The organism is Stenotrophomonas sp. NPDC077420, assembly GCF_044543385.1.
Taxonomy (GTDB): domain Bacteria; phylum Pseudomonadota; class Gammaproteobacteria; order Xanthomonadales; family Xanthomonadaceae; genus Stenotrophomonas.
The window spans coordinates 301,401-320,469 of record NZ_JBITVZ010000004.1 but is presented as its reverse complement, the minus strand read 5'-3'; the positions used below and the strand labels follow the sequence as shown (position 1 = coordinate 320,469).

The 19,069-nt window shown below is 61.5% G+C and carries 15 protein-coding genes and 1 pseudogene; 6 read left to right on the top strand and 10 right to left on the bottom strand.

The window, feature by feature from the left end:
• Positions 1-92: 92 nt before the first annotated feature.
• From ACIGII_RS06455 to ACIGII_RS06440, 4 genes and pseudogenes are all read right to left on the bottom strand, one after another.
• Positions 93-1,208, bottom strand: a complete 1,116-nt coding sequence (locus tag ACIGII_RS06455; protein WP_399634264.1) for a hypothetical protein — start codon at positions 1,206-1,208, stop codon at positions 93-95.
• 117 nt (positions 1,209-1,325) lie between these two features.
• On the bottom strand, positions 1,326-1,568 hold the full coding sequence (locus tag ACIGII_RS06450) for a hypothetical protein (protein ID WP_399634266.1): 243 nt from the start codon (positions 1,566-1,568) through the stop codon (positions 1,326-1,328).
• Between the two features lie 54 nt (positions 1,569-1,622).
• Positions 1,623-2,668 (bottom strand): IS3 family transposase gene (locus tag ACIGII_RS06445; protein WP_399634677.1). Its coding sequence is split into 2 segments (ribosomal slippage): positions 1,623-2,470 and positions 2,470-2,668, totalling 1,047 coding nucleotides; the frame shifts between segments, so codons are not numbered across the junction.
• A 128-nt stretch (positions 2,669-2,796) separates the two neighbouring features.
• Positions 2,797-3,846, bottom strand: a pseudogene (locus ACIGII_RS06440) (integrase); the annotation flags it as partial.
• A gap of 681 nt (positions 3,847-4,527) precedes the next feature.
• Between ACIGII_RS06440 and ACIGII_RS06435 the strand changes: the two are divergent.
• Both ACIGII_RS06435 and ACIGII_RS06430 read left to right on the top strand, forming a co-directional pair.
• A complete protein-coding gene (locus ACIGII_RS06435) occupies positions 4,528-6,768 on the top strand; it encodes an AAA family ATPase (protein WP_399634267.1) in 2,241 nt (746 codons plus the stop codon).
• A gap of 6 nt (positions 6,769-6,774) precedes the next feature.
• Entirely contained in the window at positions 6,775-7,533 is a 759-nt protein-coding gene (locus ACIGII_RS06430) for a hypothetical protein (protein WP_399634269.1), read from the top strand.
• Between the two features lie 51 nt (positions 7,534-7,584).
• On the opposite strand, the gene ACIGII_RS06425 is transcribed toward ACIGII_RS06430, so the two are convergent.
• Positions 7,585-7,911: a hypothetical protein gene (locus ACIGII_RS06425; protein ID WP_399634270.1), complete on the bottom strand. Its 327-nt coding sequence runs from the start codon at positions 7,909-7,911 to the stop codon at positions 7,585-7,587.
• A gap of 263 nt (positions 7,912-8,174) precedes the next feature.
• Here ACIGII_RS06425 and mobQ point away from each other — a divergent pair, with 263 nt between their 5' ends.
• The 3 genes from mobQ (at position 8,175) to ACIGII_RS06410 (ending at position 11,156) form a co-directional block, all read left to right on the top strand.
• Positions 8,175-9,752 (top strand): MobQ family relaxase, encoded by a 1,578-nt coding sequence (gene mobQ / locus ACIGII_RS06420; RefSeq protein ID WP_399634272.1) that lies wholly within the window; start codon positions 8,175-8,177, stop codon positions 9,750-9,752.
• A gap of 731 nt (positions 9,753-10,483) precedes the next feature.
• Complete coding sequence (locus ACIGII_RS06415) at positions 10,484-10,675, top strand: DUF6538 domain-containing protein (protein ID WP_399634273.1); 192 nt, start codon at positions 10,484-10,486, stop codon at positions 10,673-10,675.
• 232 nt (positions 10,676-10,907) lie between these two features.
• Positions 10,908-11,156 carry a hypothetical protein gene (locus tag ACIGII_RS06410; RefSeq protein ID WP_399634275.1) on the top strand — a complete coding sequence of 83 codons (249 nt, stop codon included), beginning with the start codon at positions 10,908-10,910 and terminating at the stop codon, positions 11,154-11,156.
• A gap of 53 nt (positions 11,157-11,209) precedes the next feature.
• On the opposite strand, the gene ACIGII_RS06405 is transcribed toward ACIGII_RS06410, so the two are convergent.
• The 3 genes from ACIGII_RS06405 to ACIGII_RS06395 all read right to left on the bottom strand — a co-directional run bounded on the left by ACIGII_RS06405 (position 11,210) and on the right by ACIGII_RS06395 (position 13,462).
• Complete coding sequence (locus ACIGII_RS06405; protein ID WP_399634276.1) at positions 11,210-11,569, bottom strand: hypothetical protein; 360 nt, start codon at positions 11,567-11,569, stop codon at positions 11,210-11,212.
• Between the two features lie 275 nt (positions 11,570-11,844).
• Positions 11,845-12,015: a CsbD family protein gene (locus tag ACIGII_RS06400; protein ID WP_184126979.1), complete on the bottom strand. Its 171-nt coding sequence runs from the start codon at positions 12,013-12,015 to the stop codon at positions 11,845-11,847.
• Positions 12,016-12,124: 109 nt separating this feature from the next.
• On the bottom strand, positions 12,125-13,462 hold the full coding sequence (locus tag ACIGII_RS06395; RefSeq protein ID WP_399634279.1) for a chloride channel protein: 1,338 nt from the start codon (positions 13,460-13,462) through the stop codon (positions 12,125-12,127).
• Between the two features lie 147 nt (positions 13,463-13,609).
• Between ACIGII_RS06395 and ACIGII_RS06390 the strand changes: the two genes are divergently transcribed.
• A complete protein-coding gene (locus ACIGII_RS06390) occupies positions 13,610-14,518 on the top strand; it encodes an NAD(P)/FAD-dependent oxidoreductase (RefSeq protein WP_399634281.1) in 909 nt (302 codons plus the stop codon).
• Between the two features lie 29 nt (positions 14,519-14,547).
• Here ACIGII_RS06390 and ACIGII_RS06385 read toward each other — a convergent pair whose 3' ends face one another.
• On the bottom strand, positions 14,548-17,250 hold the full coding sequence (locus tag ACIGII_RS06385) for a UvrD-helicase domain-containing protein (RefSeq protein WP_399634282.1): 2,703 nt from the start codon (positions 17,248-17,250) through the stop codon (positions 14,548-14,550).
• Positions 17,251-17,386: 136 nt separating this feature from the next.
• The gene (locus tag ACIGII_RS06380; protein WP_399634284.1) at positions 17,387-18,607 is read right to left on the bottom strand and encodes an MFS transporter; all 1,221 of its coding nucleotides are present in this window, start codon (positions 18,605-18,607) and stop codon (positions 17,387-17,389) included.
• Between the last annotated feature and the right edge of the window lie 462 nt (positions 18,608-19,069).

Below are 19,069 nucleotides of genomic sequence, written 5' to 3'. Positions count from 1 at the left end.
ATCGGTGTAATGACGGCGAGGGGGACGTGGCATGGGAACCTCCAATTGCGAGTAAATTATCGCTTCTTGGCGTCCGTTTCAGCGGAGCAGGTTCAGTCGTGCCACTCCCGTTCAAACATGGAGGATGCTGCGCCCCCATTGGTGAGCCTGGCCTCCTTCAAGAACTGCGGGAAGAGGTAGCCTTTAAAGCGTTGAGTCGACTTTTCCGTAAAGATTCGCAGTCCATGCTGGCTGATTGAATCCACCAGCTGCGGAAGCGCCGCGTAGCCTACGACGGCAAAAGGGTAGCGCTCTTGGATGCCGGCTTCCATGCCCCGTTCCTTGAGCTCGCCTTCCACAAGGGTCGAAAGCGCGTCTACGGACTTGTCGCCAAACAGCACCCAGTCTTCCAAAGTGACAACCAAGCAATAAATGGGTCCATCTGCCACTTGGATGCCTGCTCGGCCAGACGTTGCATCAAGAATATTGCGATAGTTCTGGACGACTGCCTTGGCCAAACGCTTCAGGCCGGCCTCCAGATCGCCCGGGTTAGCCGCAAGCTTTGCCGGGATGGGAATGCGCATGGTCTTGCATTCCACGAACACGGTGGCGTTGGTATCCGTCAGCAGCCAGTCACTCCCTTGGTGCTGCGCCCCATTCACTACGTATGGCGCGGGACGCTCAGCCGCCGTTTCGCCCTGGATGAGGCCAAAGCACTCCCCTACCACCTCCTCAAATGCATCGCCGTAAGCTTGGGCGAAGTCGGCAGCGTTAGCGAGGTCATAAAAGAGTCCGGCAAGTAAGCGCTTCCCCAGCAACTGCGGTCGCGGACAGGCAAGGTGATCTGGTGCGTCGGAACGGAGCTGGATGAGCGGCTTTACGACAATGGGATTGGGCGTGTAATCCCAAGAAGAATCAAATCTTGCGTCAAGCTTGCATCGGTCGCGTAGTAGCTTGGGCGTGCCAGTGATTGCTGCCACTCGGGCTGCGACCACCGAGGGGTTCAGTCCAAGCTTGGCGAGCTGCGGGGCCAAAGGCACTTCATAGCTGCTCATGAAGAGCGCTTGGGTAGCTCCCGCCAGCAGGAAGTAGTCTTCCGATGTCAGCCCCAATGCGTTGAAAACAACGCTTGAAAGGCGTCCTCGCTTGTAAAGCGACCAGTAGCGTCCAAAATAGGCGGGGCCAAAACGATCAAAATGCGGCAGCTGTTGGTGACCGATTCGGTGCATGGTTGTCCAGATGTCCAGATCACACCGTGCCTTGAAATCGCTGTAGCTTCGGATGGCGTTGTGCAGCGTTCCGAGGTCTTGCCAGTTCCGCAGCGAACAGCGAGCGCCTTTGGACGATCATGCGTGCTGAAGCACTTCTCTCAGGTAGAGATCCAGGTAGAACTCGAAGACGTAGGCGTTGACCTGGTTCGGCAGCCCTGGCCGAGAGTGTTCATACTCGATGGGAAGATGGTGCCCATAACCGACATGCAGGCTATAGGCCCAAATATGAAGGATTGAGTCACGAAGGCCAAAGGATGCAGCGATCTTGGTCACTTTGTCGTATGTCACGCCAAGGCCTCGTCCGGTGAGTGGGTTCATTATCCCCTCAAGCGGGCCCTACCGACGTCCCCCCGTCCTGAGTAGTGGGCGGGTTTAGAGTCCGGTGCTGATCTTATCCCTCTTGCCAGCCAACTGCGCGGCGTACTGGGCGGGCGTCAGTCCGCCAAGTACTCGTTTAGGCCTTTCTTCGTTGTAGTCACGCCGCCAGCTTTCGATACTAGTCCTGGCATGGAGCAACGTCGGGAACCAATGCTCGTTCAGACACTCATCGCGCAGCCGCCCATTGAAGGACTCAACGTAAGCGTTTTGGTTCGGCTTGCCCGGCTCGATCAGGCGCAGGGAAATCCCCTTCTCGTGAGCCCACGCCACCATCGCTTTGCCGCAAAATTCCTTGCCGTTGTCCGTCCTGATCACTTGCGGCAAACCGCGCTGAACGGCCAATCTTTCCAGTACTCTGGCTACGCCCTGCCCGGAGATCGCCCGTTCCACCTCGATGGCCACGGCCTCGTGGGTGGCATCGTCAACAATGGTCAGGCACTTGATCACTCGGCCTTCCGCAGTGCGGTCGAACACAAAATCCATCGACCACACCTGATTGGCGGCGGACGGGCGCAGCAAGTGCTGACGCTCACCGACAGGCACTTTCTTGCGCTTCCTGCGACGCACCTGCAGACCCGCTTCCTGATACAGGCGCTCCACGCGCTTGTAGTTCACAACAAGCCCCTTCTGTCGCAATTTCAGATGGATCATGCCCACGCCGTAACGTCGATGCCGGTGTGCCAGCACAGCGATCTGCTCACGCAATTCAACGTTGTGGTCCGGCCTGGGTTCGTATCGCAGCGCGCTGGCACTCATGCGTGCAACCACCAACGCGCGCCGCTCGCTCAGCCCTTTCTCGACCATGCTCCGCACCAGCAACCTGCGCGCCGGTGCGGTCACCACTTTTTTCGCAATGCATCCTTGATGACGTCGTTCTCGAACACCTGCTCGGCCAGCAACTTCTTCAGGCGTGTGTTCTCGGCCTCCAGGTCCTTGAGCCGCTTGGCGTCGGACACGCTCATGCCGCCGAACTTGCTACGCCACAGATAGTACGAGGCCTCACTGAAGCCATGCTGGCGGCATAGCTCCTTGATCGGCATGCCCGCCTCGGCCTCGCGCAGGAAGCCGATGATCTGTTCTTCGGAAAAGCGCTTCTTCACGTCCAATCTCCTTGTCGTTGAGGATTGGACTCCAAACCGTCGCGCTACTCAATCTCGGGGGGACGTCGCCCCGTAGCGCGGTTCACGCCAGCAGAGAGCAAGGGGAACAAGCGAGGGTGGCCGGTTTCCCGCATGTCCTCCACGAACTCCAAAAAGCCTGCCTCCAATAGAGGCGTGGCAATGGGGATGATGCGCATGCAACCACTGCCTTTCATGCTTTGTCGGCTGCGCCGTTTCTTCTTCGGATCGGCAGCCAAGTCCTTGTCTATGGTCTTCTGGAACGCAATGCACCAGATGCCGCGCTCTTCAATGATGTCGGTGAGCTTCAACTGGCACACTTCATTGGCCCTTGCGCCGGTATACAAGCCGAGCAGGGGTGCCCACCAATGTTGCGGCTTCTTCGCCCACGGGATGAAGGTGGCCGGGTCGAAGATGGCCTGCAGGTCTGAATCCTCAAACAGGCGGATGGCCTTGTCGGGGTCGATGGTGTGATCTTTCTTGGGCTTCCGGAAAGCCTTCATTGGGGAGGTGGTAATGGCTTGCCCATTCACCAGGTGGTTGAAGAACGCGACAAGGAACCGACGGTGCCGCTCCTCTGTGGCGGGAGCCAATGGAGCAACGTCTTGCTTCTTGCCCAAGGCGATCGCCTCGTTGAACGTCAGGTCCTTGAGAAGCGGGTCAGAGAACAGATTTCTGGGAGCCCACCGCAGCAGCTTCCAGAGTTCCTTGATGTGCGCGTAGTCGACACGGCAGGCGGAGATGTTTCCACACGTCAGCAAGAGCAGTTTCAGTGTTCGTTCGGTGGCCAGCACCGTTTTTGGATCCAACTGCCGGCGACGCATGTCCTCCAGGTGGTCGTCGATCTCTTTGGCCAGGGGGCGAGCCGGCGTTCCCATGGGCAACGGCGCAGGATAACGAGTGCCGCGCTTCAGGGTGTTCTTACGGCCCGTTTCATCCAGGGCCGCCAAGATGTGTTCTTGAAGGTTTAGGGCGGCTTCCCGGCCTTGAATCACGGCGCGGTCGATGCGGAAACGCCCGATGTGGATGCCCTCTAAATGCAGGACGCCAAAGGGGGAATCGATGTAGTTGCTGAGTGCTGCGGAGGGGAGGGTGGTCATGGTTCACTTCCATCGGTAGATGGAAGTAGGGATAAAACAAAGCCGAATTTCGTCAACCCGGTTGATACAAAAATCTGCGCATGGAAGAAACAACACTAGGTGTCTAAATTCCTCTGGAGACGCTGGTCGATTTGCCAAATTCCGTTATCCGAACGAAATGGCTTAGAACAAGGTGTTTTTATCGAAATTCGGCTGAATATTCGCAGTCAATTGCGTACTGTTTGCAGTCTATTGCCTAACAAACTCCGCGTTATAGAGGCCCTTGAAAGCTGAACGGATGGTGAATGACGTGTGAGCGTGTTAGTGTAGATGTATGGAAAATCGTCGGGTAGACCTTTCCTGCTAGGGGAATCCACGTGCTGTGCTGCCCTGCATACCTTTCATGGATGAGGCTTGAAGATGATGCATTTCCGGTTAAGGGACATCGAATGGGAGACAGGCGGGGCTTTCCCTATTCTTCCCACCCAGTGCGCGATCGAGTGCGAGGACGAGGACCAGATTGCCGATACTCTGAGCCGCCTGCATGGGTGGCTTGTCAGCAGCTTCGTGGTTGAGGACAGCACCTTGTTGCCCTTAGACCTTGGGCGCACCTAGGGGGAATCGGTTGAGAGCGCGTGACCTTGGGTCACATCACTACGCCAATGTGGGCTTTGTCTGTGAGCGAGCTGCCAAGGGGGCACCTTGATTACCGGTCTGTCGATTCATCGATACAAGAGCTTCCATCCTACGGTGGCTCCGCCCATCAGCTTTGAACCTGGGACACCTCCAAAGCCGGTCTTCCTCTACGGAACCAACGGGGCTGGAAAGAGTGCAATCGGGGAGGTGATTCAAGGTGTAAGCAGCGGCGATGGGAAGTTCTCTCACTGCCAGATGCACACCTCCAACAATGCTGCCTATCGCGTGCTTGTCTACAACCAGCGGTTCGTAGACAAGGTGATCCGGACGGCAGAGGGGGTTCCTGGCATCTTCACCATAGGTGCCTTGGACGCTGAGGCCCAGGCTGAGATCGAAGGAAAGAAGGTCGAGGCTGAAGCGCTTGAGGCTCAGCTTGAAACGGTCAAGAAGAAGATCGAGCAGTCGATCGAGGCCGGGAAGAAAGTCCAAGAGGCCGACATAACCGGGGCGTGGAAGGCCCATAGTGACTACAACAGGCCACCGTTTCGGGATCTGTTGAGCGGTTGGCACAGTGACCGCAAGAAGTTCTTTGAAGAGCTAGAAAAGTATGCTGTGGCAGACGATGTTGAGCTCGATAGCTTGGATCGTCTACAGGAGCGTCTAGCAGACGCAACCAGCATCGAAGCTGCCCAGGCAAAGGTCTCGGTTGACCTTTCAGGTCTGAGCTCTATTGAGTCAAACTCAATCTGGGCTGAAAAGATTGTCGTGTCTTCTGCCAGCCGGCTGGCTCCATTGATTGAGAAATGGGGAAACAGCGACTGGGTTGGACGGGGGCGGGACATCCCACACGGCGACAACTGCCCCTTCTGTCAGGAGAAGTTGCCGGAGAACTTCGCCGAGGACTTGGCCAAGCTTCTTGACGGAGACAGGCAAGTGCGTGTCGACCAAGTGAAGTTGCTTGCTGAACGCTATGAAGCGACTGTCGCACAGGTAGAGGCGACGGTAGCCCAGATCTTTAAGCACACGTTTGCCCAGAAAGATGCTGCCCTGTCTGAGGCTTGGGAACTGTTGCTGGCACGGCTCAAGGCGAATAGTGCCTTCATGAAATCCAAGGTCGACAAGCCTGGGGAGCCGTATGAAGTCACGGTTAGCGACGTTGAGCCAATGAGGAATGCCATCGGCACCATCAACCAGCGAGTTACAGATTTCAACGCAAGAATCGCAGATCGGGCGGCCGAACAAGGACGTATTCGAACGATGCTCTGGCAAGTGATGCGCCGTGAAAGGGCACCCGTCTACGATGCCTACCATGCGGCCAAGGCACCTCTAGTGCAGGCGCTGACGGCAGATCGTGCCGAGAAGGTCACCGTTGACAAGAGCCTGCTGGACATCTCCGTTCGTCTTAAGGAGTTGGGGCAGCTCCAAACAGGCGTTGGGGCGGCTGTCGAAAAGATCAATGCACGTCTTGCTGGCATGGGTGTCACCTCCTACTCCATCTCAAGTAAAGGAGAGGGGCACCTATATTGCTTGAGCCGCCCTGGACAGGCAGAGGGCGACATGACTTCCCTCAGTGAGGGCGAGAAGACACTCATCTCGTTCCTCTACTTCCTCGAGCGCCTGACGGGCTCTGATGAGGAAGATGCCGGTCCGGTCGACCTGGGCAGAACGATTGCCGTCATCGACGACCCGATTTCTAGCCTGTCGCACAACTTCGTGTTCGACATCGCTTCCATCATCCAGGAGGAACTCATCAAGCCGCCCGAGGGCGTGCCTCGATTGCGTCAGGTGATCGTGCTGACCCACAACCTGTTCTTCCCACACGAGATGCTCAGGCAGACCGTGGGGCCAGAGTTAGCGAACCAGGACAGACGATGCCAGCTGCTGCGGGTAGTGAAGTCAGACCATACGAAGGTCGTCCCGATGAGGGCATCGGAGATGATGAACGACTACCAGGCCTTGTGGCAGGTGCTTCGGGATGCACGCGATTCCAATACGCCAGCGATCATGGTTCCCAATGCCATGCGATGCATCCTTGAGCACTTCTTCTGGTTCACCCACCAAGAAGGGAAGTTCAAAGAAGCTCTGAAGAAGGTTGCTGCCGCCGATGCGTCCTTCACGCCGCTGGCGCGCTTCCTGGACAGGGGGTCTCACAGGGATGGCATCAACATCACCGTGATGGACTTCAATCATTACGACTTGAACTACTACTTTGACAAGTTCAAGGCGGTGTTTGATGCTGCAGGATTCCAAGAACACTATGCTGCCAACATGGGCGTCGATCTACTCCCTGCGGCGCAACAGGGGTAACGCGGCATGAAAGGACCACTGTTGGAGCCCTTGACCGCTTTTACTGCCACTTATCGTCGTCCCACATTGCATGCAAAGGTCAATCAGTTCGCGATTCGCTGTTTCCGAGATGTTGGAGACGGTGACTACATCGCGGCACGTCTGGCTATGAGGTCGCGCCTATACTCTCAATACCTGACCGCCGCCGAGCAAGCTGTAGAAAAATATTTGAAATGTATCTTGATGCTGAACCGGCATGACACGAGGCAGCTCAGTCACAGGATCGATCTAGCGCTTGAGAGAGTGCGCTCTGTTCTTTCGATATCCCTGAATCTAACCGCGGTTGAGCAAGAAGTTTTCGACAACTTGGTTGCGTGGGACTTTGATCGTTACTTGGTGAGGTCTTATCATGTCAAGGATGTCCATCTCGGCGGACTGGATCTGCTTGTTTGGCGTTTGAGGCAGTATTGCGAGCCTCTTGACGTAGTGCATTACGCCGACGAGCCATCGAGCACCCTGCTGAGGCAGAACTTGATTGCCGTTGAGGCTAAGAGTATTTGTGACCCAAAGGCTGGCCATCTGCCTCAAGGGCTACTCGAGAAAATTTTGGCCGAAAGGCGGCACCCAGCGAGAAGCGGGTTGGTATGGCGCAACTTGCGATTTAATTCCGCAAATCGGAAGCGAACACGCATGTCTTCTGGTTGGAGCTTCGTCCACTCGCCGATGGATATGTCCGACGATCCGCGGGTTGTGGACGAGGCCAAACGATGGATGAGATTGCGATGATGGTATGGACCATGCCCAGTGCTCTCTAACGACAGTCTCAGGTCCCACTCTTCAATGGATCTGCTGCGCTCGCTCAATGCCATCGAGGCGCAGGCGTTGCTCACCACGCTCAGCTACCAGCTGGCGAACCGATGGGTCCACGCGGGCGTCAAGGTGACTCAGGAGCGCCCCCAATAGCTCTGCGTCATCAATAGACTCCGCCCCGGCTAGAAAGACGATGCTCGCCACTCGCTGGCGTCGTTTGGCCTGTTCACGCTTTGCCGCATTCCTGGCCCTGCTTTCTCGCCGTTGGTCTGCCAATAGTTCTCTCACCTGCAGCTGCGCAAGGCTTTTGGTCGCCCTTGCGATACGGTCGTGATATTGATTGGTGGGGGGCATGCTGATCTCCTGAGGTTCCTGGAACCAGTGAATCATTCAATCACCGCTCGTCAAGACTTCCACGCGTCTTGGCGGTCGGCATCGCTGACTTCGATGAAAGGCCTGATTCTAAGCAGTGAACGAAAGAGCAAGAGCGCACCTAGGTGTTCCCGGGGGAACACGTGCGCAAGGGGCTGCGCCCCTTGAACCCCAATCGCTTTCAGCGCTTGCGAAAATCGAAAGCCACGGCATAAACGAAGCAACTTCCACCGCTTTGGAGCCTCATGGCCATCTATCACGCCAACGTCAAAACCTTCAGTCGGGCCAAGGGCCACTCGTCCATCGCGGCCGCCGCCTACCGTGCCGGCCTCCTGCTCGAGGACGAACGCACCGGGCAACGTCACGACTACCGCCGGCGTGACGGCGTGGTCGAAACGCGGTGCGTCATCCCTCACGGTGCGCCCGATTGGGCTCTGATTCCGGCTGCGCTTTGGACCCAGGCCGAGGCCGCGGAGCGGCGCAAAGATTCGACCATCGCCAGGGAGTTTGAGTTTGCGTTGCCACACGAGCTCAGCGACGAGCAACGCTCGGCCCTGGCTGCCGAGGTCACGCGTGCCCTGGTCGACCGTTACGGCTTCGCTGCGCAGGCGAGCATCCATAGCCCTGGCAGCAAGGACGGGCTCAACTGGCATGTCCACGTGCTGGCCACCACTCGGCGCTTGGGTCCCGATGGCTTTACCGACAACACCAAGGAGTTGGACGGTGGGCCCTCGGGCAGGGCGGAAGTCGAGTGGGTCAGGGAACTGGTCGCCCGAATCACAAATGCCCATCTGGAAGCAGCCAGCCTGGACGTTCGTATCGACCACCGCAGCCTGAAGGCCCAGGCCGACGACGCCCTTGCGCGCGGCGACCTGGTCGCGGCCGCCGTGTTGTCGCGGGAGCCGACGCAGCATGTAGGGAAGGACGCCTCTGCCATCGAGAGACGTGGCGGCAGGTCACGACGAGGCGAGGAAAATCGGTTCATTGAGGAGGACAACGAAGAGACCTTCAATGAAATGCTCAGGCAGTTTGAGCAAGAGGGCAGGGCCATGGAAGCGCCGACCGGCCATACCAGGCAAAAGGCGCGTCGGGAATCGCGCAGGCGCTCGACGGCGACGCTGGCGTTTCAAGATGGCCACATCGAGATGTCGCCGGGTATGGCTCGGGTTGCCAGCGCAGGGCGGCAGGGATCGGAGGTTGAGTTAGGGCAGGCAACCGCAACGCTTGAGTCGATTCGGGCAGAGGTGATTCATCAAGGCACGCTGCTGAAGGGTGACCTTGCTGCCCAGGGGCTCCACAACACGTTGAACGCTGTGCATATGGTGGCCGCGAACCCCGTGCCTGCCGATGAAGGCAAGGAATACCGCTCGCTTCTCAGCCGGCTCCTCGTGGGGTTGCGACGCTTTGCTGCGGCCCTGGCCCGCTTCCCCCGCCGTGTTGAGGCGGTTCGGCGTGCCATGCAACTCAAACACATGGCTGAGCAGTCCTGGGAAGATTTCGTGGCGAACCACGCTGAGCCCGGTCCGTCCTGGTCGAAAGGGGAATGGGAGAAGAGGCGAGGGCGTCGGCTGGCTGCACTCGAACAACGCTCTGCGGAGCTGGTGAAAGCCCAAGCAGCCGCGACACCAGAACAAGAAATGGCTTGCGCCCAAGAGCTCGCTGCTCGGGCCGAACATCTAGAAGGGCTCAGTCAGGCATTTCTCCTGAGAGAACCTCCTCGGGTAGAGCCTACAACCGTCAGCCACGTGCCGCGACGGGGGCCTGCCCGTGATACAGCCCCACCGACTCTCCGCCCCAGCACCCCTCGTCCACGGTTCCATTGAACGAAACAAGCCCCGCTTTGCGGGGCTTTGTGTGGCTGTGTTTGGACCCGTCAGTGAAGGGCGGGCCCTGAGCTTCCAGCAGAACGGGGGCTCGAGGCTTTGTTCATGCGGTCCCGCCGCCACTGTTCCGTGGCGACGAAGGCGCGGTCCACCAACGCCTCCCGTGTTCGCGCGGCGGCCACGGGCGTGGGTGGCTTGTAATCATAGGTAGGAAGGTTGAGGCCTTGCCATTGCCGAATCAGCTCCGCCGAAGCTTCCAGGGCATACCTGACTTCCTTGGCACATTCACCTGATTCGCGTGGTTGTCGGCCACACATCAACCCCGTGAGGATTTGGCCGGCAACGAGGAACTGGGGGTTGGACAACATGATTGCTCCTTTGAGCTTAGATGGTTCACTCATCAAAGCGCGTGCCACCCCAATAGCAAGAGCCCAGACTGAGGCCCTATTCACAAAAATGAAAGTTCGCACTTCAGATGAGGTGGGGTGGGGGTTCTGACGCAGAGGGAGCCGCTTGTAAAGGCGGTGGATGCAGGCCCATGAGACCGGCTATCATCGAGGAAACATCAAAAGGAAACCTGTCAGTCAGGCTTCTTGCAATGGTGAGAAGGGGTTGGATCGAAGTTGATCCGATCCCACTCTCTCCGCCACTAGATCCTGAAAAAGTGATCTGGATTGAAATAGTAGTTTGAGTCGATTGGAAGGCAGGAAGCATGCAGAGGAACCACTCGCATGCGCACCGCTCGTCGTCTGAGCCGGCCCGCCACCGGCCGCTGGTCCTTCGTCGAGCGAGTCCCCGTCGATCTTCACGTCGTGCTCGACTGCCGACTTATCGAGCGTAGCTTCGGGACCAAAGATCTGGCCCAGGCCCACGTGCGTGCGGTCGTCCTTTCATCGGCTGTGCTCGACTCTTCGCACAGTTGAAGGCTCCCCAGACGCCACGGTCAACGAGCAGTGGCAGATCGAGAGCCCTGCCGCTGTGGAATCGATCCACGCTCAAAAAGTGTTCGCAGTCTCGCCATATTTCCAATCAAGGCAGTCTGACAGTGGCCTGTTGGGCTATGCCTCAATTGCGAATGATTCGTGATAGCATTTGTGGGCCGCAAGCTTCCGTCGCGGTCATGGACGACTCCCAGCCCAAGCAAGACGGAAAAAGATGAATAGACGTACTTACATTGAACTTGTTCTTGAGCTGTTTGCGTTTATCGCCTTGTGTCTGGCAATGATGGCAAGCGGCAAAGCAGTGGTGATCTTCTCGCTGATCACTATCGCTTTAGTCATCTGGATTCCATTCCAAGCCAATGCGGGCAACCGTTTGACCCGGGCCCTAAGCATCGCGCTCCCCATTGCTGCTATAGGAAGGAGTGTCATTCACTTCCTGCCAAACCCTTCGCTTCAGAGCTGAACTACATGAATGTGCTTGGATATTTCGCGGCGGCGGCCTTGGCGATCTGTGCCTCAAGCCTCATGCAGCCGGCTACGCAGTGCCCCCACTGCTGCCGCGATAGCCATCGCAGGCACCGCCAGCACCGTTGCGTATGCCAGTCCGGCCAGCAACATCGGGCCAAAGCCCGACGCCATGGCCGCCACTGGCACCTGCAGCGCCATGAACAGCAGGCCCCACAGCCACGCATGCCGGGGAAAGCACGCGCCTAGAGCCGCGGCGATCCCCGGTGCGATGGGATAGACGACGGTCCAGAACGAGGGCGCGTCCCAAGGCTCGCCCCCCGGAGTTCGCCAGGCCACCAGCACCCAGAACACGACGCCTACCTTCAGCGTGACAGCACTTGTTGCAAGAAAACTGCCCGATATCCGCATAGTTATTCTCCCGCACGAACATTCAGCATGCCCCTGTCGCGTTGACGGTGTATGACCAGCACCGGCATCCGGACACGGAGGTGTGGGGCGCATGGATGCACCCCAAAAAATCGGGCCGCCGATCAACCATTAAAGCGAGGCGCCCGACAGGGAGTTTTTGCGTATCTGGCGAAGAGAGCCGGATGTCGAAGCAGAAAACCGCAAAAAGAAAACGCCCCAGGAAGGAGCGTCTTTCATGGGGGTGACGCAATGCCACGCCATGCGTGGCAGCGCCATCAATGACGCGCGTCGTCGCGGGCCTTGCCCACGTCGCTCTGCACCTTGCCGACTTCCTTCTGGACCTTGCCTTCCAGCTCCTGCGACTTGTCGCCGGTCACCTTGCCAGCAACTTCCTTCACGGTGCCCTTGACCTGGTTCTTCGCGCCTTCAGTACGATTCTTGTCCATGTTCAATTACCTCGTGGTTGAACCCGTTGTGGGTGGAACCATCCTGCTTGGCGGGGAGTGGCGAGGTGGTGAACTTCCGCATCACGCAGCGCGAACGCTTTCCCTTCGTTCATTTATCCGCTGCAACGCCAGCGCTGACCCTGGGCTCGATCTGCTTCAACAATTGATTGGCCATTCCCCGGTAGATCGGCACCCGGCACACCAGTCCCGAGACACCGCGCGCCAGCAGCACCGTGGCCAGGATGGGCAGCAGCATGTCGCTGCTGTCGGTCAGCTCCAATGAAATCACCGCCGAGGTCAGCGGCGCCTGGGTCACGCCGGTGAGATACGCGCACATGCCCAGCAGTACGAATACGCGCGCGTCGACCGACGGCATCAGTGCGGCCAGGTTGTGGCCAATGCCGGCGCCTACCGCCAATGCGGGCGAGAACAGCCCGCCGGGAATGCCGGCGATGTAGGACACCAGGTTGGCGAGAATTTTCATGACGCCGAACTCATGCCCCACCGTGGCGTGGCCCTGCACCAGGCTGCGCGCCTGGTCATAGCCGGTGCCGAACGCGCCTTCGCCGAACGCCGCGGCCAGCAGTACCAGCAGCACGCCGCAGGAGGCGGCGAGCAGGACCGGATGGCGTTGGCGCATCGCGCCCAGCCAGGCCGGCTTTCCCTCCATGGTGAGCAGCACGCCCTTGGCGAACAGGCCGCCGAGCAGCCCGGCCACGGAACCGCACAGCAGGATGGCCAGCCACGCTTGCCCGAGCGGCATGAACGCGGTGACCTTGCCGAAATAGGTGTAGCTGCCCAGCAGGCCCAGCGACACCACGCCACCGACGATGACGGCAGTGAGCAGCGTGCCGGAGAACCGGTGCTCGAAGCGCCCGCTGAGTTCCTCGATCGCAAATACGATGCCGGCCAGCGGAGTATTGAACGCGGCCGCGATGCCGGCCGCGCCGCCGGCCAGCAGGAAGTGCGAAAGCTCCTTCGGGTCGCGGAAGCCGGCCCAGCGCCCGAACACATACATCAGGCTGGCGCCGACGTGCACGGTGGGGCCTTCGCGCCCGACCGATGCACCCCCCAGCAGCGACAGCGTCGTCAGCGCAAGCTTGCCTGCCGATACCTTCAGCGACAGGTTGTCGCTGCGGAACGTCTCGGTTGGCGTATCCAGCGCGGCGATTACCTGGGGAATGCCACTGCCGCGGGTGGGCTTGAGCGCGCCGCTGGTCAGCCACGCAAGCACCGCGAAGATCGTCGGTGTCAGCAGCAGCGCCCACCAGACGGAGTGGGCAATGATCGACCGGAACAGCCCGAAGGCGGCGTCGCTGGCCTTGGCGAACAGGATGGCGACCAGGGCAACGGCAATCGCACCCCCCCAGAGGGCCGCACGTCGGCGCCACGCGGTTCGCGACAGCAGCGGCGCGTCGCCGTGCGTATTCGAGGGGTCCGGGCTCATGCCGGATAGTGTCGCATGGTCCCCTGTGATGACAGTTTGCCGCGCCTGCCCTCAGCCTGTGCGCGGCACGGGGCCATGCCATGTGATCGGCGTTTCACGGACGGCTCGTATGCTCGGTGGCACCCCCTCCGCATCTCCAGGCCGCACATGGGCTCGCCCTCCCGTCCGCATTTCGACGTCATCATCATCGGCGGCAGCTATGCCGGCATGTCCGCCGCGCTGCAGCTGGTCCGCGCCCGGCGCCGGGTGCTGGTGATCGACAGCGGCCTGCCACGCAACCGGAATTCCCTGGAAGCGCACGGCTTCATTGGACGGGAAGGCATGCATCCTGCGGAAATTGCCGCGCAGGCGCGCACCGAGCTGCTCGCCTATCCCACCCTGACCTGGATGGAGGGCCGGGCGGTGCGGGCCCGCGTGGTGGAGGAGGGTGTCTCTTTTGAAGTGGACTGCGACGACGAACGCACGATCGCTGCCGATCGGCTGGTGTTGGCCTATGGCGTGACCGATACATTGCCGCCCATCGACGGCCTGTCCGAACGCTGGGGGCGCAGCGTCTACCACTGTCCCTACTGTCACGGCTACGAGTTGTATGAAGGCAGCATTGGCGTGCTCGGCTGTGCCAAGGACGGTGGCGTAGGGCAGGCGCTGCTGCTGTGCGACTGGGGAAAGATCACGCTGTTCTGTCCGGATCCGGCCAGCATCGAGCCGGAAAAGCGCGAGCGGCTGGATGCGTGCGGCGTGGTGATCGAATCGACCCCCGTGCAGCGCGTTGAAGACACGGCGACCGTGGTGCTGGCCGACAATCGACGCGTCCCGCTCGATGCGCTGTTCCTGCTGCCCACCTCCACGCTGTCCTGCGACCTGGCCGAGCAGCTGGGCTGCGAGCTGATGGATGCCGGCTGCATCACCGCCGATTCGGCCAAGCAGACCACGGTACCCGGCGTATTCACCTGCGGCGATGCGGGCCGCATGGCTGGCAGCATCGCGCTGGCGGTAGGTGAGGGGGCGCTGGTGGGCGTGGCGGTGCACCGGTCGTTGCTGGGACTGCTGGACTGATGGGTCCTTCCGCCACGCCGGGCGTGGCTCTACCTGGCTAGGGCCGCCGTCTGGCGCGGCTTGTATTGACAGCGCGGGTAGCTGGAGCACGACGCGAACTCGCCGTAGGGACCGGTGCGCTGCACGAGCACGCCGCCGTCGCAGACAGGGCAGGGCTGCTCTCGGATCGGCTCGCCGGCGGTGGAGGTGATCTCCACGGCGCCGTCGTGCACCAGTTCATCCAGGAACGGCGAGCGCTTGCCCTGCACGGTGAACATCGCCACCGTGCGCCGCGCGCGGGTCAGCGCCACGTAGAACAGGCGGCGTTCCTCGCTGAGCGGGAAGCTGTCGGCCTGCGGCATGGCCAGCCCAAGCACCGGATCGTCGGCGCGGACGCTGGGGAAGCGGCGCTCCAGCATCGCCGGCAGGATCACGATATCGGCCTCGGCCCCCTTGGCGCGGTGCGCGGTAAGGAACTCCAGTTCGAGCTGCGCGCCGAACCGCTGCGCCCAGTGCGCGGGCAGGTAGCTGCGGTCGGCGTTGTAGCGCCCCAGGATGAAGACCGAGAGCCGACCGTTGCGCCCAGGGGCGATGGCGCCGCTCTGCAACTGCTGCTGCAGGCGCTGCAGGTAGTGGTAGATCGCATCCTGCAGGCGGTCGCGCGCGGCCACCTGGAAGGCCTGCAACACCGGACCCTGCGCCGGGGTGGACGAGCGCACGGGCTTGGCGATCTGTGCGGGATTCCGGGAAATGAAGCGACTGGACGCGTCGCACAGCGCCTGCGGGCAGCGGAACGTCTGTGCCAGCTGCAGTACGGTCGAGGGTCCGAACAGGGCGCTGAATCCGGTCATGACACTGACGTCGGCGCCGGCAAACCGGTTGATCGACTGCCAGTCATCGCCCACGGCAAACAGGCGCCGTCCAGGTGCCTGCACCAACGCCTGGCACAGTCGTGCGCGTGCACGCGACGCATCCTGGAACTCGTCGGCCATGACCATCAGGTACGGCGCCTGGTAGCGCCCCTGTTCCAGGTACGCGGCTGCCTGGTTGAGCATGTCCTCGAAATCGATGCCGCCCGCTGCAGCCAGCGCATCGTCCCAGGCATGCAGGATCGGCGTGGCCAGTTCCAGGAACAGCCGGTAGCGGTGTTTGAAGCGGTCCTCGGGAAGCTGGCGCAGGCGCTCGGCCAGGTCCGGCCCGCCCATGCCATTGCTTTTGGCGTGGCTGATGAAAGTACGCACCAGGCCGATCAGGTCGCTGTCGGGCATCGGCCGTGCGCCCTCGGTGGGCAGCTCGCGGTCGGGGTTCGGGTCCAGTGACAGCCCGTGTCCTGTCAGCGCTCCGGTCAGCCGCTGGAACAACGCCCCGCTACGCAGCTGCGCGCTCGTGGTCTGCACGCGCACCGCGTCGTCGGCGCGCTGATCGGCACGGTCGTGCATGTCGTGCACGTGGTACAGGGAGGTGCCGGGATAGAAGAAATCCGCCGTGCCGGGCTGCCAGGTATCGGTCGCGGTGTCCAGCAGCGGATGCGCTTCATAGGTGTAGTCCACGCCGTTGTAGAACAGCCAGTCGGCGATCACGCATTCTTCGATGTTGCCGACGCGTTCGCCGCGCAGGGTGCGCACGTATCGGCGGCCGTCGCTGTCCCAGCCATCGGCGGGCGCGGTCTGGCCCTGCGCTGGCAGATCGCGCGCGAACACCAGCCGGTACATGTCCCACTGCGTCCGGAAGTGCAGCGAACGGTCCTTCAGGCGGTCGATGATGTCGGCCAGCTGGTCGAAGCCCTGCCGTGCATCCACCGCCCAGGTGGGCACCTCGGGCATGCGGCCGGTGACGCTGCCGATGATCTGCCGGCCCAGCGCATGGAAGGTGCAGGCGGTCACCTCACCGACCGCCAGCCCCAGGCGCTGGAAGGCGGCATCGGTACGTTGCTGCAGTTCGCTGGCGGCCTCCTTGTTGAATGCCAGCATCACGATCTGGTCGGGCGCCATCAGCCCGCGTTGTACTGCGTAGGCGGCCTTGGCCACCATGGTCGATGTCTTGCCGGAACCGGCCGCCGCCACCACCAGCATCCGGCTGTCGAAACACAGCACCGCGCGGGCCTGTTCCGCGCTCAGCGGCTGGCGCTCGACCTGCGCCAGCAGGCGGGCGGCCGCGCGCTGCGCATCGGCCAGATGGGCCTCGTTGCGTGATGCCCAGTGTGCGGTCCAGTCCCCGGACCAGCGCAGCAGATCGTCCTCGATCGCGGCCGGCGTGCCCTGCAGGTACGGGCGCAGTGCAGGGTCGTCGAACAACGCCCATAACCCGCCCTCGCCCTGCGCCGGTAGCGGCCGGCGCGCCAGCAGCGCATGCTGCTGCTCGAGGGTGAGCCAGCGTTGCTGCGCATCGGCGCGTTCAAGCACCGCATCGACCTCCTCCAGCCACTGGCGGATGTCGGCGAGCGCGGCATTCGCATCGCCCAGGCGCTGGTCCTGCCGTCGCGCGTCGACGCCGGCCTGCCACACCTGCTGCAGCGCCCGCGCCTGTGCCGTGGGCAGCCCGCCCAGCTGCAGGTCGCCGTCTTCGGTGGCAATGCACAGCGTGGCCCATACTGGCCCCTGCTTTACGCGCCACGCCGTGGTCGCGGCGACATCCAGCGAGTAGACCTGCGCGTCTGCCATCAGCTCGAAGCGGTCGCCGACACGGCGTAACCGCCAGTCCGGCGAGCGTGAAAGGCGGCGGCCCCAAGGCGAGGGGGACCAGTGCTGCGTCATCAGTACATCCAGGAAAAGCGGTGCGGTGGTCGGGGCGCATCCCGACCCGCGACGCGGGGAGCGCCATGATAGGAAAAACCGCGAAAAAAAACCCCGCTGCGGCGGGGGTCGTTCATTACAGCAGGGACGCGTCCGCTCAGCGTTCGCAGGCTACCGCGGCGGCGCTGCGGGACTGCCGCTCCACCAGCACGGCCACGCTCCACAGCAACAGGCCGCCCACGGCCGTGGCTGCGCCGACGTAGCCAGTCACCGCCGGGCTGAAACCTGCGCCGATGGCCATGCCGCCGAACCACGGGCCCAGTGCATTGGCGGTGTTGAATGCAGCGTGGTTGGACGCCGCCGCCAGCGTCTGCGCTTCCCCGGCCACGTCCATCAGGCGGGTCTGCAGTACCGCGGCCAGTGCGCCCATCGTGCCTACGGCGATGATCATCGGGAACACGGTCCACACCGAATGCGCTGCCAGCGGGTAGGCCAGCAGCACGAGGATCGACCACACCAGCACCACGGCAGCAGCGCGGAACTGGAACCGATCCACCAGCCAGCCGCCGGCGACATTGCCGATGATCGCGCCGATACCGAAGATGCCCACCGCCACCGGCATCCACGATTCGGCCAGTCCGGTCACCTGCACCAGGGTCGGGGCCAGATAGGTGAACACACAGAACATGCCGGCAAAGCCCACCGAACCGATCGCCAGCGCCAACCAGACCTGCGGCTCGTTGAATGCGCGCAGCTCGCGCATTGGCGAGGTGCGTACCTCGTCCGGATCCGGCAGCAGGAAGCGCGCGATCATCGCCACGGTGGCGATGGCGAGCACGCTGACGAGGGCGAAAGCCGTGCGCCAGCTCAGCTGCTGACCCAGCCAGGTGGTGAGCGGGTTGCCGACCAGGATGGCGATCGACAGGCCCAGCAGCACTTTGGATACCGCTGCGCCGCGCTGGGCCGGCGGACTGATGGCTGCCGCCACCAGCATGGCCACGCCGAAGTAGGCGCCATGCGGCAGCCCCGCAACGAAGCGGGCGACCAGCATGGTCGCGTAATCCGGCGCCAGCGCGCTGGCCAGGTTGCCAACGGCATAGAAGCCCATCAGCGCCAGCAGCAGGGTGCGACGTGCGTAACCGGCGCCGGCAAAGGCGAGCACGGGTGCGCCAACCACCACCCCGACCGCATAGGCGCTGATCAGGTGGCCGACCTGGGTTTCGCTGATCGAGAGCCCACGGCTGATCTCAAGCATCAGGCCCATGCTGGCGAATTCACTTGTGCCGATGGCAAAGCCGCCCAGCGAAAGGGCAAGAATGATCAGCGTGCGCTGGCGGGCGGTCAGCCGCGCGGCCAGGGGAAGGTGGGTGGGGCTCATGGGGCAGGGGGCAGGAACGTGGTGCGCCATTGTACTGCTGCAGCGCAGCATACGTCTGTCCCCAGCCTGGCGGGCCACTGGAATGCTGTGGATCGATGGCGTGCGGGTCGGCGTGGTTGACACCGTGATTTCACATCATCTTCACGCAACCGCGTGCGAGGGACCTGCGCGCGCGCAAACGCCGCAACGTGCAATCGTTGTGAAATCTATCTGCACATTCCTTAACCTAAGTGATGAAGCGCACACTTCCGATCATTGGCGTCGATTCGCGCGTGCGCGACCCAAAACGTCATCAACCCGCGCACCGAGAAGAATGCGTCGACGTGTTGCGTGTGTAAGCACAGGTGATGGACACGATCTTGTTCCATTGTCCCGCTGTGCGCACCATTGACGCGAATACACCCGTATTTACAGGCGTATTATCAGTAATTTCTGATTGGCAGCGCTGCAAACGTGCATTAG

Coding starts and splice junctions, on each gene's coding strand:
- ACIGII_RS06455 (WP_399634264.1), bottom strand. CDS start 1,208: ATGCACCGAATCGGTCACCAACAGCTGCCGCATTTTGATCGTTTTGGC.
- ACIGII_RS06450 (WP_399634266.1), bottom strand. CDS start 1,568: ATGAACCCACTCACCGGACGAGGCCTTGGCGTGACATACGACAAAGTG.
- ACIGII_RS06430 (WP_399634269.1), top strand. CDS start 6,775: ATGAAAGGACCACTGTTGGAGCCCTTGACCGCTTTTACTGCCACTTAT.
- ACIGII_RS06425 (WP_399634270.1), bottom strand. CDS start 7,911: ATGCCCCCCACCAATCAATATCACGACCGTATCGCAAGGGCGACCAAA.
- mobQ (WP_399634272.1), top strand. CDS start 8,175: ATGGCCATCTATCACGCCAACGTCAAAACCTTCAGTCGGGCCAAGGGC.
- ACIGII_RS06415 (WP_399634273.1), top strand. CDS start 10,484: ATGCGCACCGCTCGTCGTCTGAGCCGGCCCGCCACCGGCCGCTGGTCC.
- ACIGII_RS06410 (WP_399634275.1), top strand. CDS start 10,908: ATGAATAGACGTACTTACATTGAACTTGTTCTTGAGCTGTTTGCGTTT.
- ACIGII_RS06405 (WP_399634276.1), bottom strand. CDS start 11,569: ATGCGGATATCGGGCAGTTTTCTTGCAACAAGTGCTGTCACGCTGAAG.
- ACIGII_RS06400 (WP_184126979.1), bottom strand. CDS start 12,015: ATGGACAAGAATCGTACTGAAGGCGCGAAGAACCAGGTCAAGGGCACC.
- ACIGII_RS06395 (WP_399634279.1), bottom strand. CDS start 13,462: ATGAGCCCGGACCCCTCGAATACGCACGGCGACGCGCCGCTGCTGTCG.
- ACIGII_RS06390 (WP_399634281.1), top strand. CDS start 13,610: ATGGGCTCGCCCTCCCGTCCGCATTTCGACGTCATCATCATCGGCGGC.
- ACIGII_RS06385 (WP_399634282.1), bottom strand. CDS start 17,250: ATGACGCAGCACTGGTCCCCCTCGCCTTGGGGCCGCCGCCTTTCACGC.
- ACIGII_RS06380 (WP_399634284.1), bottom strand. CDS start 18,607: ATGAGCCCCACCCACCTTCCCCTGGCCGCGCGGCTGACCGCCCGCCAG.